We start from the raw sequence: 13,142 nt of genomic DNA on the forward strand, positions 1-13,142 counted from the left end.
TTGTCCTCAGGCCTTCGTCTGTTGCTGTTTGTCGATTTCCGCCTTGCGTAGGAGGAAACGTTGGATTTTTCCACTTGGTGTCTTGGGGAGCTCGTTCACGAAATCGATTTCGCGCGGATAGGAATGGGCGGAGAGCCGCTTCTTCACGTGCAACGCCAGCTCATCCTTCAGTTCATGCGTACCTTCGAAACCGGGTGCAAGAATAACGAATGCCTTCACAATTTCCGTTCGTTGCGGGTCAGGTACGCCGACGACCGCTGCTTCGTTGACGGCTGCGTGTTCAAGAAGGGCGCTTTCGACATCGAAGGGTCCAATGCGATAACCTGATGATGTTATAACGTCATCGGCACGGCCTATGAAGCTGATCGAACCATCCGGCTCGAATTCCACTGTATCTCCGGTGCGATAGTAACCGTCCGCAATGGCTGGTGTTTCCTGCTTGTAATAGCCGGAAAACCAGAGAAGTGGCGATTTTGCAACATCGACAGCAAGAATGCCGGGCTGATTAGGACCGAGCTCATTGCTCTGTTCATCCAGAACGGCGATGCGATAGCCGGGCATTGCATAGCCAGCCGAACCGTGTCGAACGGAATGTTCAAGGCCGTGATGATTATTCACCACCATGCCGAGTTCGGTCTGGCCGTAATGATCGTAAATCGGTGCGCCAAGATATGCGTCGAACCAGCGAATGACTTCCGGGTTAAGCGGTTCTCCCGCACTCGACACCACACGCAGGCGACCTTTGACGCGTTTCGCAGCTTCCGGTCCCTCGGCCATTAACAGACGGAAGGCAGTCGGCGAACCGGCAAGGCTGGTGACGCCAAGACGCTCGATAATGTCGTAGGTGCTTTCGGCGGTGAAACCGCCTTCGTAAAGCGTGGTTGCCATGCCAAGCTGCAATGGCCCGGTCACGGCATAATAAAGGCCATAGGCCCATCCCGGATCGGCAATATTCCAGAAAATATCGTCGGAACGCAGGCCGATGGCTTCGCGCATATAGGCACCGAACGCCATTAGCGCATAAAGCGGGACCGGTACGCCTTTGGGCAGGCCAGCGGTGCCGGAAGTCGACATCATCATGAACAGATCGCTGCCCTTGCGAAGCACCGGCGCGCAGTCAACTGAAGCAGAAGCGGCCGCCGCGCAAAAATCGATGTCGCCGGCTGGCAAGTCTTCGCCGGGTGCCGGTACGATTGCGACTTTGGAGCAGTTTTCAACTTCTGTCAGCTTGGAGCGGTTGGCCGTGTTGGTGACGACCAGTTTTGCGCCGCTGGTTTTCAGGCGATGTTCGATTGCTTTTGGGCCGAAAGCGGTGAAAAGCGGCTGATAAATAGCGCCGATACGCCATGCGCCGAGAATGGTTGCAATGAGTTCTGGTGTGCGCGGCAACAGACCGGCGACCACGTCACCAACGCCGACACCTGCATCTTTCAGTACATTGCCGACACGAGCGGCCATATCGCGCAGGTTCTCGAAGGTAAATTCGGAAAGTTCGCCATTGGCTGTAATCGCGCGCAGGGCTACGCGATTATCACCCGTATGCCGGTCGCAGCATTCAATACAGGCATTAATGCCTGTTTCAGGATTGCCGTGAAGCTTTGCAATGGCATCTTCGATGCGAAATTGCGCGACGGCATCATCATAACGCATCAATCGCGCTGAAACGGACGTTTCAGTCATCCAGTATAACCTCCCTGACCGCCACCTCCTCGTGGCCAACCATGCCTAAAGGTTAACGCGTCACGCATTGCAAACAATGACATTAGATGCATTAATGTGTGATCGATTTTGCAATATAGAGAAACCATGGAACGCCATAATATTGCACCGGGCTTCGTCGAGGATGCGCTCGAAAGCGTGCGTGTCCGGGGGATGGATACGGCTGCCCTGATGGCAAAGATCGGCTTGCCGGAGACAGTGACAGAACCCGTCACTAATGTGGAATATGGTCGTTTGTGGTGGCTGATTGCCGAAACGATCAACGACGAATTCTTTGGGCTGGCTGCAAGGCCGATGCGCCCCGGCAGCTTCAATCTGCTTTGTCATGCTGTGCTGCATGCTGGCACGCTGGAACGGGCTTTGCGACGGGCTTTGCAGTTTCTCAATGTAGTGCTGGATGATCCGCGGGGCGAATTGCGGATCCGCGATGGCATGGCCCATGTCGTTCTGACCGATGCCGGGCACCCGAGACCTGCCTTTGCTTATCGTGCCTATTGGCTGATCCTGATGGGTGTGGTCTGCTGGCTGATCGGGCGACGTATTCCGTTGCGGACGCTCGACTTTGCTTGTCCGGCGCCGGTCCACCGTCAGGACTATCACAAGTTCTTCGGAGCGCCGGTCCTGTTCGACCAGCCGGTGACGCGACTGGTTTTTTCGTCGTCCTATCTATCACTGCCGATCATTCGCAGCGATGTAGCGCTGGACAGTTTTTTACGAGAGGCTCCCGCCAATATTCTGATCCGCTATCGTCATGATAATGATCTTTCCGCAAGGGTACGCGCGCAATTGAATGCTTTGCCAATCACAGACTGGCCTTCTTTTGAAGAACTCGCGAAGGGGCTTGGCATGTCCGTACCGACCTTGCGACGCAGGCTGCGCGGGGAGGGGCAGAGCTTTGGCACGATCAAGGATGAGTTGCGGTTCGTTATTGCTGAAAGGCTTTTGCAGGAAAGCAGGTTGAGCGTGGCGGAGGTGGCTGCCGAACTTGGCTACAGTGAGCCGAGCGCCTTTTATCGCGCCTTCCATAAATGGATGGGGCAAAGCCCTGGGCGGTTTCGGACAATACAACAGGAGGAATAAAAATGCCGGACGTTAAGTCCGGCATTTTGTCGCTTGGGAGGCAGTATCAGTCTTCCTTGATCATGCTGTCCTTGCTCGTATCCCGCATACGCAGATAAACGATGAGGGAAATGCCGATCATGATGGTGACGTACCAGTAGAAGCCGCGTTCCCAGCCACCATTCTTGAAGCTTAGTGCAACATATTCGGCAGTACCACCGAAGAGAGTGTTGGCCAGTGCGTAGGGCAGGGCTACGCCGAGTGCACGGATATGCGCCGGGAAAAGTTCCGCCTTCACCACAGCGTTGATGGAGGTGTAGCCGGTGACGATGATGAGCGCTCCCATGACCAGCAGACCAGCCGTGATCGGGTCGCGGGTCTGTTCCAGCGTCGTGAAAATCGGATAGGTGAAAAGAACACCTGCGGCACCGAACGCGATCATCAATGGCTTACGACCAATCCTGTCTGACAAAGCGCCAGCGATGGGCTGCAGGCACATGAAGATGAAAAGGGTCACGGCATTGATCTGGCTCGCTACTTCACGGCTGAAGCCGGATGTATTCACCAGAAATTTCTGCATATAGATCGAGTAAGCGTAGAATGCGAGCGTACCGCCGGCAGTCAGAAGCATGACGAGAGCGGTTTCCTTCGGATGATGCTTGATAAGCGTCCAGAAACCGGACTTTGGAGTGTCTTTGGTCTTGGCGTTCTTGAAGCTTTCGGTTTCCGCAAGGCCGCGACGCAGCCAGAATACTACAACGGCAAGCAGTGCGCCGATGAAGAACGGAATACGCCAGCCCCAGGCCTCCAGTGCCGGGGTTTCCATGGTCGACTGAAGCACAATCAAAAGCAAGATTGCGAGAAGCTGGCCTGAAATGAGCGTGACATACTGGAACGAGGAGAAGAAGCCGCGACGATCCTTGCCCGCCATTTCCGACAGATAGGTGGCGCTAGCGCCATATTCGCCGCCGACTGACAGGCCCTGCATCAAACGTGCGAGCACGAGAAGGGCCGGAGCTGCGAGGCCGATGGTCTGGTAATCGGGCGTCAGTGCGATGATGAGCGAACCTGCACACATCAGCGTCACGGACAGTGCAAGACCCGCCTTGCGACCCTTGCGGTCGGCGTAAATACCCATGATCCACGCACCGATGGGGCGCATGACAAAGCCGACTGCAAAGACTGCGGCAGCACTCATAAGCTGCGCGGTCTGGCTTTCAGACGGGAAGAAGTGCGGTGCAAAATAGAGCGCGAATGCTGCGTAAACATACCAGTCGAACCATTCGACCAGATTGCCGGTCGAGCCACCGATGATGGATTTCAGGCGGCTATTGGTGCTTTGCACTTCACTCCGTTCACTTGTAATTGAGACCATGGGTTGCTCCTTCCAATCTCTGGATTTTTGAATTTCACCCCTTGTTGTGGAACCGGATCAGCGAAACGGTTTCAGGGTGTTTTTCCGTCGCCATCAACTCGTCTCTCTGCACTTCCACTTGGGTTCGTGAGAGAAGGCTTGTTTGGCGCTGGTGAATAATCTCATTCCGCGCTCCGCTTCAGCTTCGAGCACGCAATATCAGTGACCCGGTCGATAAGAGCGGCTCTGGAAGTGATTGCGATGCGGGTGCTATATTGATGCGGTTCACGGTTAAGCTCCTCCCTTCGAAACTCCCTTTTCGAAGTAGCGCTAACATGCTGTAGCTGAACAATGATCACCAGAGAGCGAATTTAAAAAGATTAAAATATTGAAATTAAATGATTTTCTGCAGATTTCGATTTACTTTCGTGCGCGTCTTGTGCAAGATTCTGCGTGACTATTCGTTTGAATTTGCATAAATATGCACAAATGAAGGTGCCATCGAAGATTACAAAATTCCTTTTGGTTGCCCTCGCTTTCTTACTGGCAATCGGTGTGTGGTTTTCCGCCCGGCTGTGGGCGGAAAACGAGGCGCTTGATGGACTTCGGCAAAATGCCACGCTTGTAGCGCGTCAACAGACCCGCCTGATAGACAGTGAACTGGCAAAGTTCCGGTTGTTGCCTGTGGTTTTGAAGGAATATAGCGATCTGCGTGATGTGCTTGCTGGCAGATCAGAGGACGCGACCACTCGTCTGAACCAAAAGCTTGAACTTCTTGCACATCAGATCGGTTCGCCAATCATCTATGTGATCGCTCGTGACGGAACTGTTATTGCGTCATCGAATGCTAATACGCCGGAGAGCTTTGTCGGACGCAATTACGATTTCCGGCCTTATTTCAAGGGCGCGATGGCAGGAGGTTCGGCAGAATATTATGCCATAGGTGATTTGAGTGGGCGTTTCGGCCTTTTTTTGGCGCGGCGCATCGGTGATCAGGCTAATCCGGTTGGTGTGGTCGTCATCAAATTTGAATTCCACAGACTGGTGCAAACATGGGCAAATGACCCCGGCCAGACCTTCGTTGTTGATCCTCGCGGGATCATACTGGCCTCCACCGATAAGGCCGAAGACCTTCGCTCCTTTCAGCCGATATCAACTACAGAACGCACAAAGATTATCGAGAGTGGACAGTTCAATGCTGCGGATATGAAGCCGAGCAATTATCGTTTTGCGCCGGATGGGATGATGATCGGGCCGTCCGGCCAATATTCAGTTGCGGTTGACGAGCCGATTGCCGAAACGTCTCTGAAACTGGTTCATATGGAACCTATGGGGCGGGCTCTGCGCGCTGCCAACGACCTTGCGCGCCTGATAACGGTGGCAGTTATGCTCGTTTTTGTCATGATTGCCGGTGCCGTTTACTGGCGAGTGAGCCGCGCAGCGCGTGCGGCAGCCTATCGTGCCGAACTCGAGACTGCAGTTGACGAGCGCACTGCCGCATTGAGCGCGGAAATGGCGGAACGTGAACTGGCTGACAAACGCTTTCGTAATGCGCGGGAAGAGCTCGCCCAGGCGAACAGGCTCGCCTCCCTCGGATCGATAACCGCAGGGCTGGTGCATGAAATCAACCAACCCGTCGCGACCATTCGGACGCTCACCGAAAACGCACAGCATCATCTAGCACATGGCAAGCTCGATAAGGTCGCCCAAAACCTCAATACATCTGTGGAACTGACAGCGCGCATAGGCTCTATCACACAGGAAATGCGCCGGTTTGCGCGCCGTCGCAGCGGTGTCGTTCGCTCGCTCCCGCTGAATGAGCTTGTAGATGGCACAATGCTGCTGATGGGAGACCGGTTCCGCAACGCCAAGGTTCAACTGGATATACCGGAACGTTCCGACGTGGTGATACTTGCCTGCCGCGTCCGATCAGAGCAGGTGCTGGTGAATTTGCTGCAGAACGCATTGGATGCGGTCGTGAACATCGAGAATCCACGTGTTTCGTTCAGCGTCCGCGACGAGGGCGACCAGATTTCTCTTGTCGTGGACGATAACGGACCCGGCATTGATCCCCAATTGGCTGACGAGATTTTTAGCCCATTTGTTACAGGAAAAGCGGATGGCCTCGGTCTGGGGCTGGGCATCGCGAGAGACCTCATGACCGAATTGGAAGGAACGCTACGCGTCGTTCCATCGCAGCTTGGTGGTGCAGCTTTTGCGGCAACCTTGAAACGGGCGAAAGAGGAGGGTGGCCTTGACGGAAAGTGAGCCTTTGCGCGTGATGCTGGTCGATGACGATGCAGCATTTCGTACGGCCTTGGCCGATTCATTTGAAATCGCAGGTCTTGATATTGAAGTGCACGGTGACGGTCAGTCCGCTTTGACCAGTTTGACGCCTGACTATCCGGGCATCGTTGTGACCGACATCCGCATGCCGCGGGTTGATGGACATGCCGTGATGGAAACATTGTTGGCGCGTGACCCGGAGCTGCCGGTTATTTTGATGACTGGACATGGCGACATTGGAATGGCTGTGGCCTCACTCAAGAAAGGAGCTTTCGATTTCATAGCTAAACCATTTGCTGCTGATCATCTGATATCGAGCGTTCGCCGCGCCCTGGAAATGCGCCGGCTGGTGCTGGAAAATCGCCGCCTTCGCCGGGCTGCGGCAAATGCCGAGCAGGATTATCCCCTACTTGGCGAGACGCCGGTGATGGTGCGACTGCGTGACACGATCCGCCAGCTTGCCAGTGTCGATGTCGATGTTTTGATAGAAGGCGAAACCGGGACTGGAAAAGAATTGGTGGCTCGCCTTCTGCACCGCTGGAGCGCGCGTCACGCCCGCAGTTTTGTTGCCATCGATTGTGCCGCCTTGCCCGATGTCATTGCCGATGAAGTTCTGTTCGGCAGTCGCATCCAGCGCGGGAGAATAGCCGACGCGGATCGCGGCACATTGTTTCTCGATGAAGTCGATAGCATGTCACTGTCCGTTCAGGGCAAGCTGCTGCGTGTTGTCGAAGAGCGTGAGTTGCCTTCGCTTTCAGGAGAACCGCGCGCGGTCAATCTAAGGATCATAGCGGCTGCGAAAGGCAATCTGGAGGAAGCTGTGACTTCCGGTCGCTTTCGTTCCGATTTGTTTTATCGCCTTGAAACGGTCAGGCTCCGTGTTCCGCCTCTGCGCGAGCGGCGGAAGGATATCGGTCTGCTTTTCTCTTATTTCCTTGATGAAGCGGCAGCACAGTTCAGCCAACCGCGACCTGCAATTGATGCAGTCATGGAAGCGCGATTGAACTCGGACGAATGGTCGGGAAATGTCCGCGAACTACGCAATTATGCCAAGCAGGTCGTGTTGGGATTGCGCCACGATCCAATTACGGAGCCCAGTCCGCTTTCGCTGTCGGAACAGATGGACCGTTTTGAAGACGGCGTTATTCGCGCGACGTTGGATCGTTGCAACGGTGATGTAGGGGTTGCTGCAGTTCTGCTGCAATTGCCGCGGCGCAGTCTCTACGCCCGCCTGCAAAAGCTTGCAATTGACGCTTCGACCTTCAGAAAGCGTGATTGATGTTTTCATTACGGGGTTGGTTTGATAACGATGCCAGCGAACTCGCTGATATTGACGCCAAGTTTTTGCCAGACGACGGTCTGGCAATGAGGATGTGATGGCTACCCCCCTTGATAAAACACAGATCCGCTCCCTGTCGGTCTTTGCCGGTATGGATGATGCGGGTTTTGATCAGTTTCTTGGTCTGGCTACTCGGCGTGCTGTTCCGAAAGGAACCGCCGTCTTCAATCAAGGTGACGATGCAAGCCACTTTTTTGTGTTGTTGCATGGGCGCTTGAAAGTCATGCAAGTTACCGCCGACGGGCAGCAGATTATTGTGCGGGTCGTCAATCCCGGAGAACTTTTCGGCTTCGCGGTAGCGTTGGGGCGCAAAGACTATCCCGGTACGCCTCTGGCCGCGGTCGATAGTTCCGTCCTTGCCTGGCCGATGGAAATGATGACTGATTTCATGGCGCGCAGCCCCGCACTCGCTGTGAATACGATGCAGATGATTGGGCGCAGACTGGATGCCGCGCACAATCGCATCAGAGAGATATCAACGCAAGAAGTCGAACCGCGCGTGGCACATGCAGTGCTGAGACTTGTTCGTGAAGCTGGGGTAAAAGAAAGGGGCGGTGTGCGTATCGATTTTCCGGTTTCGCGACAGGATATCGCTGAACTGACCGGAACAACTTTGCACACGGTTTCGCGTATTATCAGCCAGTGGCAGACTAAGGGCTGGGTGGAAGGTGGCAGACAATCGTTGCTCGTTCGCGACCTCCGGCATCTGAAATCGATTGCCGAAGGCGAGAGCTAGAGTTCTTCCGATAGAAGTAAGAACGGTCTCGATCTAGTTTGCAGCCGCCGACCGCTGACGGCTGATCCATGCAGCCCCGATGTTCCCATGCAAGAACCCGTTGGAGAGCGGGACGCCCGGATAGACAGTTCTCAAGCGCGCAATGCCGTCTTCAGGGCTGATAGATCGGTTTAGCACCTCGTCATGGATATGGGCTACTTCCACCATATCGCAGTCCTGCGGTGACAGTCTAAAACGCCTGATCCCTGCTTCTTGCAGCTCAGGCAGGTCCTCAATCAGTGACTGACAGGTATGAGAGAGCGTCTGCACACCGTTCAGTGCCAGAAATGGTTGGCTATCCAGGGTCTTGACTGGCAGTCCGTCGGGCTCTTCGCCACATACAAATTGGCAGTTGTCCTTTATGTGGCCCTTGGATCGCGCATGCGCACAACGAGCTGAAATGGCGAGCGGCACTCGTCCGAACGTGAATACTTCAAACGCAATCTCAGGCGCGGCTTTGACGATTTCCCGGATTGAACTGATTGGTAACTCTGGCGGCAGGCAGATCGACTGTGCGCCACGGGCCGCAAGAACCTTCGCGGTCGCAGCATTATAAACATTGACCAGTGGACCGACTATATGCGGCACACCGGACAACAGCCCCAGTGCCGACAGATCGTTTGCCTCCACCGGTAGTGTCGCCTCCTTAATCGTGTGACGGACCTGTTTTGCTTCTCGCTCGAGCATGACGAGCGCCAGCGAACCGACGTTCACCGTTTTTCCTGCGCGCTGCAGCCGCTCGATCACAGCGTCCATATAAGGTGTCAAGAAATGGAACCGTTTGGAGCAGACGATTTCACCGACGGTGACATGGTCGATCGGGGCTTCGTCGGCGATACGAAAATAAAAATCCCGCCATTTTGGGCCGTCCCACAGGAAGAGAACGGGACCAAGGCTGAGGCTGGGTGCTGACATATCTATCTCCAGCGTTTGTCGTAAGCGCCCGAAGTCGTTTGCTGGCCTTCGCTCAGCAGACGGAGGCGGGACAGAAGGGCGGCGCGGCTTTCGGGACTTGCTGCGAGTGTCTGACGCAGTGTGGAGACGACTTCACCAACATAAGCCTTGCCGCGTTGGCGACCCTCAATCTTGAGCGCTGAGACGCCTGCCGCCCGCAACTCATCGATATGATTCATGACATCGAGGGAAACCGGATCTTCAAATGCATAACCTTGATCGTCTGCGATATCGAACCGGCCTTTACAGAGTGTCGGATAGCCGGTGGGCTCGCCCAAAGGGAAACGATTGATCGTGTAATCGCCGAGTTCGGAGACGAGTTCCTCTCCGTCTTGCCGGTAGCGGACGTGGCTGGCCGGTGAGCAAACGCCGTTCATGTTGGGCGATCTGCCAGTGGCGTAGGAAGACAGGGAGCATCGTCCTTCTGCCATCACGCATAGTCCACCGAACACGAATACTTCCATTTCGCAGCCGATCTTGCGGCCGAGTTTCGCAATATCGGCAATGGTCAGAACGCGTGGTAACACGACACGCTTAGCCTTGAATGCATCGACGAGAAACTGGATTGCGTCTGCATTGGAAGCGGAAGCCTGTACGGATACGTGGAGCCGCTGTGTTGGATGCTTCCCGGCAGTATAGGCCATGAGCCCGAAATCGGCGATGATGACTGCGTCTGCGCCAAGGGAGGACGCATCGTCTACAGCTTGATACCAAATGTGCTCATCGCCTGCGCGCATGAACGTATTGATGGCAACGAAAACTTGCGTTTTACGAGCATGGGCGAACTGGATTGCGTCGCGTAGTTCGTCACGGCTGAAGTTGAGGCCTGGAAAGTTGCGCGCATTCGTTTCGTCGCGAAAGCCGCAATAGACGGCATCCGCTCCAGCACCCACTGCTTCACGCAAGGCCGATGGCGTTCCTGCAGGACAAATCAGTTCCATCCGGTAGCTTCCTTGCCGAGGGCCTTGCTGCGTACGTAGTTTGCAATGCCGCGGACCATCGGGGCAAACGGTCCGGCACTTGTGCCGAGGTCGGATGGAAGGTCTATATTGCAGTCATCCAGCGCATTGCGAAGCGCCAGCATGGCCTCCATGTCGCCCGTCACGGTAATATCCCTGGAGAAGAACAGCGCATCTCCATCAAGCTTACCTTCGAGAAGCGCGAGCAGCATAACCAGCGGTCCTTCGATGCCTGCGTCGACCTCTGTCGCTTCGTCGTCGCGCACGATTGTGATGCGCGGCTTATCCGGCTCGATCACAAAAGCAAATGGTATGTCGGACGGGCGAAAACGGAACCGCTTCGTCGCATAGTCTCCGAGACGCTCGAAGAGGCCCGGATGCGCGCGCATCACTTGAAAGAAAATGCGCGAGACAAAAGGGGCGATCAAAAAGGGTGGAACAAGCCGGGCAGGAACAGCCACAGCTGGAGGTATCTTCATCATCACTCAGCTCCGGTGAGCTTTACAAGGTGAGTTCAGAACTAGGCGATTCAATACAATGACAGTTTGATTCAGATCAAAGACGGCGAAAGAATTCGATATTCAAAACTAAGGGCATGAAAACGGCTCGCTCTCTTCGGTCACATTACGACTGCCTGCAAAGCTTTTTGTCGGAGCTTGAACGGCGCAACGATCTCATTCGGATCAAACGTCCGGTCTCGCTCGTCCAGGAAATAACAGAAATCCACAAGCGTGTGCTCGAAATGGATGGTCCGGCATTACTCTTCGAACAACCGGTCGATGCAGACGGTCATCAACATTCAATTCCACTCGTGGCCAATCTTTTTGGTTCTAAGCGGCGTATTGCGTTGGGACTTGGCTGTGCCGTTGAGGGAATTCCCGACCTTGCCGAGATGCTTGCGGAACTGCGTGCACCAAAGCCGCCCCGTTCAGCAGGGGAAATATGGAGCAAGCTGCCTTTGGCAAAGGCAGCATTGAATATGCGTCCTCGGCAGGTCAGACGCGCATCGGTGCAGGCGACGATATTGGAAGGCGAAGCGGTCAACCTCGATCTACTGCCGATCCAGTGGTGTTGGCCGGGAGAGCCTGCGCCGCTTGTTACCTGGCCGCTGGTTATCACACGGGCACCAGACGATCCATCCGACGTAAATGTCGGAATTTACCGGATGCAGAAGCTTGGCCGGGATAAGTTGATCATGCGCTGGCTCGCCCATCGCGGCGGTGCGCGTCATCACCGCATGTGGCAAAAGCGAGGCGAGGATATGCCGGTTGCCGTTGCTATCGGGGCCGATCCGGCGACAATCCTTGCAGCCGTTATGCCCTTGCCTGAGGGGATGAGCGAACTTGCCTTTTCGGGCCTGCTTGCTGGACGAAGGCCTTCCGTCGTTGATGCGTACACTGTGCCGCTCTCCGTGCCCGCTAACGCTGAAATCATTCTGGAAGGGCGAGTTTCCGCATCAGTGACAGCGCCAGAGGGGCCTTATGGTGATCACACGGGCTATTACAATAGTGTCGAGGAATTTCCGGTCATGCAGGTGACAGCGATAACCATGCGGAAAAACCCAGTCTATCTTTCGACCTATACCGGTCGCCCGCCGGATGAACCCTCAAGACTTGGCGAAGTGATGAACGAGCTGTTCGTGCCAATTGTACGAAAGCAATTCCCGGAAATCGCCGATCTGTGGCTGCCTCCGGCGGCGTGTTCCTATCGGGCAATAGTCGTTTCGATTGACAAACGCTATCCCGGTCAGGCGCGGCGGGTGATGATGGGGCTTTGGTCGATGCTGCCACAGTTCAGTTACACGAAGCTCATAATCGCCGTCGATCCCGACATAAATGTTTGTAACTGGGATGACGTCATGTGGGCACTTGCCACACGCTTCGATGCTAGTCGCGATGTCATCACGCTTACCGACACACCAGTGGATTATCTCGATTTCGCGTCGCCGCGCTCAGGTCTGGGCGGGAAGCTTGGACTTGATGCGACCAACAAAATCGGTGCGGAAACTGACCGGGAATGGGGTGCGGTGCTGAAGATGAGCGACGATGTAATCGCCCGCGTGGATGCAATGTGGGGCGAGCTTGGGTTGATTAAGGAAAGCATGCGATGAAACGGGTTGTTGTTGGCATTTCCGGCGCATCGGGCGCTCTCATCCCGCTCAAACTGCTGGAACAGCTTTCCACTTTAAACGATGTCGAGAGCCACCTGGTCGTATCGGACGCAGCCCAGCAAACATTGCGCCACGAGCTGGGTCCTGACGGCTATGCGCTTCTGCACAGGCTGGTGCACAGAAGTTATTCCGTCAGCGATATAGGTGCACTGATTGCAAGCGGATCAGTCGCAACGGCCGGTATGATCGTTGCGCCGTGCTCCATGCGGACGCTCGCGGCGATCGCAACGGGGCACAGCGACAGTCTGTTAACCCGCGCTGCGGACGTTCATTTGAAGGAGCGGCGCAGGCTGGTCCTGATCGCGCGGGAAACGCCGCTGCATCTGGTCCACCTGCGCAACATGTGCACGGTGACAGAAATGGGCGCGATTGTGATGCCGCCGGTTCCGGCCTTTTACTTCAAACCCCAATCGGTCGATGAAGTAGCCGATCAGATCGCGGCGCGAGCCATTGATCTGATCGGTATTGGCGAAAAGCAATCGGAAAGCTGGGCGGGAATACCCGGCAATCGATAGCAGTAGTTACGG

11 protein-coding genes are annotated in these 13,142 nt (G+C 55.3%); 6 read left to right on the forward strand and 5 right to left on the reverse strand.

Features of this window, described 5'->3' with window-relative positions:
* Positions 1-6: 6 nt before the first annotated feature.
* A complete protein-coding gene (locus OANT_RS16080) occupies positions 7-1,680 on the reverse strand; it encodes an acyl-CoA synthetase (protein WP_012092552.1) in 1,674 nt (557 codons plus the stop codon).
* Between the two features lie 126 nt (positions 1,681-1,806).
* On the opposite strand from OANT_RS16080, the gene OANT_RS16085 reads away from it, so the two are divergent.
* A complete protein-coding gene (locus OANT_RS16085; protein ID WP_012092553.1) occupies positions 1,807-2,799 on the forward strand; it encodes an AraC family transcriptional regulator in 993 nt (330 codons plus the stop codon).
* Positions 2,800-2,845: 46 nt separating this feature from the next.
* On the opposite strand, the gene OANT_RS16090 is transcribed toward OANT_RS16085, so the two are convergent.
* Positions 2,846-4,153 (reverse strand): MFS transporter, encoded by a 1,308-nt coding sequence (locus OANT_RS16090; RefSeq protein WP_012092554.1) that lies wholly within the window; start codon positions 4,151-4,153, stop codon positions 2,846-2,848.
* Between the two features lie 468 nt (positions 4,154-4,621).
* Here OANT_RS16090 and OANT_RS16095 point away from each other — a divergent pair, with 468 nt between their 5' ends.
* The 3 genes from OANT_RS16095 to OANT_RS16105 all read left to right on the forward strand — a co-directional run bounded on the left by OANT_RS16095 (position 4,622) and on the right by OANT_RS16105 (position 8,493).
* Positions 4,622-6,400 (forward strand): sensor histidine kinase, encoded by a 1,779-nt coding sequence (locus tag OANT_RS16095; protein WP_012092555.1) that lies wholly within the window; start codon positions 4,622-4,624, stop codon positions 6,398-6,400.
* Positions 6,387-7,697, forward strand: coding sequence for a sigma-54-dependent transcriptional regulator (locus tag OANT_RS16100; RefSeq protein WP_012092556.1), 1,311 nt, complete (start codon positions 6,387-6,389; stop codon positions 7,695-7,697). The genes OANT_RS16095 and OANT_RS16100 overlap by 14 nt, the downstream gene beginning before the upstream one ends.
* Before the next feature lie 97 nt (positions 7,698-7,794).
* Positions 7,795-8,493 carry a Crp/Fnr family transcriptional regulator gene (locus OANT_RS16105; protein WP_012092557.1) on the forward strand — a complete coding sequence of 233 codons (699 nt, stop codon included), beginning with the start codon at positions 7,795-7,797 and terminating at the stop codon, positions 8,491-8,493.
* 33 nt (positions 8,494-8,526) lie between these two features.
* Here OANT_RS16105 and OANT_RS16110 read toward each other — a convergent pair whose 3' ends face one another.
* From OANT_RS16110 to ubiT, 3 genes are read right to left on the reverse strand one after another with little or no spacing between them, the layout of a single operon-like run.
* Entirely contained in the window at positions 8,527-9,447 is a 921-nt protein-coding gene (locus OANT_RS16110) for a U32 family peptidase (protein ID WP_012092558.1), read from the reverse strand.
* A 2-nt stretch (positions 9,448-9,449) separates the two neighbouring features.
* The gene (gene ubiU, locus OANT_RS16115; RefSeq protein ID WP_012092559.1) at positions 9,450-10,427 is read right to left on the reverse strand and encodes a ubiquinone anaerobic biosynthesis protein UbiU; all 978 of its coding nucleotides are present in this window, start codon (positions 10,425-10,427) and stop codon (positions 9,450-9,452) included.
* The gene (ubiT, locus tag OANT_RS16120) at positions 10,418-10,927 is read right to left on the reverse strand and encodes a ubiquinone anaerobic biosynthesis accessory factor UbiT (RefSeq protein WP_012092560.1); all 510 of its coding nucleotides are present in this window, start codon (positions 10,925-10,927) and stop codon (positions 10,418-10,420) included. Before ubiT ends, ubiU begins: the two co-directional genes overlap by 10 nt.
* A 113-nt stretch (positions 10,928-11,040) precedes the next feature.
* Here ubiT and OANT_RS16125 point away from each other — a divergent pair, with 113 nt between their 5' ends.
* The gene (locus OANT_RS16125; RefSeq protein ID WP_012092561.1) at positions 11,041-12,555 is read left to right on the forward strand and encodes a UbiD family decarboxylase; all 1,515 of its coding nucleotides are present in this window, start codon (positions 11,041-11,043) and stop codon (positions 12,553-12,555) included.
* Complete coding sequence (locus tag OANT_RS16130) at positions 12,552-13,130, forward strand: UbiX family flavin prenyltransferase (protein ID WP_012092562.1); 579 nt, start codon at positions 12,552-12,554, stop codon at positions 13,128-13,130. The genes OANT_RS16125 and OANT_RS16130 overlap by 4 nt, the downstream gene beginning before the upstream one ends.
* Positions 13,131-13,142: the final 12 nt, after the last annotated feature.

The sequence above is a fragment of the Brucella anthropi ATCC 49188 genome, assembly GCF_000017405.1.
GTDB lineage: Bacteria > Pseudomonadota > Alphaproteobacteria > Rhizobiales > Rhizobiaceae > Brucella > Brucella anthropi.

What these genes read in the sequence shown, in the direction of transcription:
- OANT_RS16080 (WP_012092552.1), bottom strand. Translation starts at nt 1,680, where the DNA reads ATGACTGAAACGTCCGTTTCAGCGCGATTGATGCGTTATGATGATGCC.
- OANT_RS16085 (WP_012092553.1), top strand. Translation starts at nt 1,807, where the DNA reads ATGGAACGCCATAATATTGCACCGGGCTTCGTCGAGGATGCGCTCGAA.
- OANT_RS16090 (WP_012092554.1), bottom strand. Translation starts at nt 4,153, where the DNA reads ATGGTCTCAATTACAAGTGAACGGAGTGAAGTGCAAAGCACCAATAGC.
- OANT_RS16095 (WP_012092555.1), top strand. Translation starts at nt 4,622, where the DNA reads ATGAAGGTGCCATCGAAGATTACAAAATTCCTTTTGGTTGCCCTCGCT.
- OANT_RS16105 (WP_012092557.1), top strand. Translation starts at nt 7,795, where the DNA reads ATGGCTACCCCCCTTGATAAAACACAGATCCGCTCCCTGTCGGTCTTT.
- OANT_RS16110 (WP_012092558.1), bottom strand. Translation starts at nt 9,447, where the DNA reads ATGTCAGCACCCAGCCTCAGCCTTGGTCCCGTTCTCTTCCTGTGGGAC.
- ubiU (WP_012092559.1), bottom strand. Translation starts at nt 10,427, where the DNA reads ATGGAACTGATTTGTCCTGCAGGAACGCCATCGGCCTTGCGTGAAGCA.
- ubiT (WP_012092560.1), bottom strand. Translation starts at nt 10,927, where the DNA reads ATGATGAAGATACCTCCAGCTGTGGCTGTTCCTGCCCGGCTTGTTCCA.
- OANT_RS16125 (WP_012092561.1), top strand. Translation starts at nt 11,041, where the DNA reads ATGAAAACGGCTCGCTCTCTTCGGTCACATTACGACTGCCTGCAAAGC.
- OANT_RS16130 (WP_012092562.1), top strand. Translation starts at nt 12,552, where the DNA reads ATGAAACGGGTTGTTGTTGGCATTTCCGGCGCATCGGGCGCTCTCATC.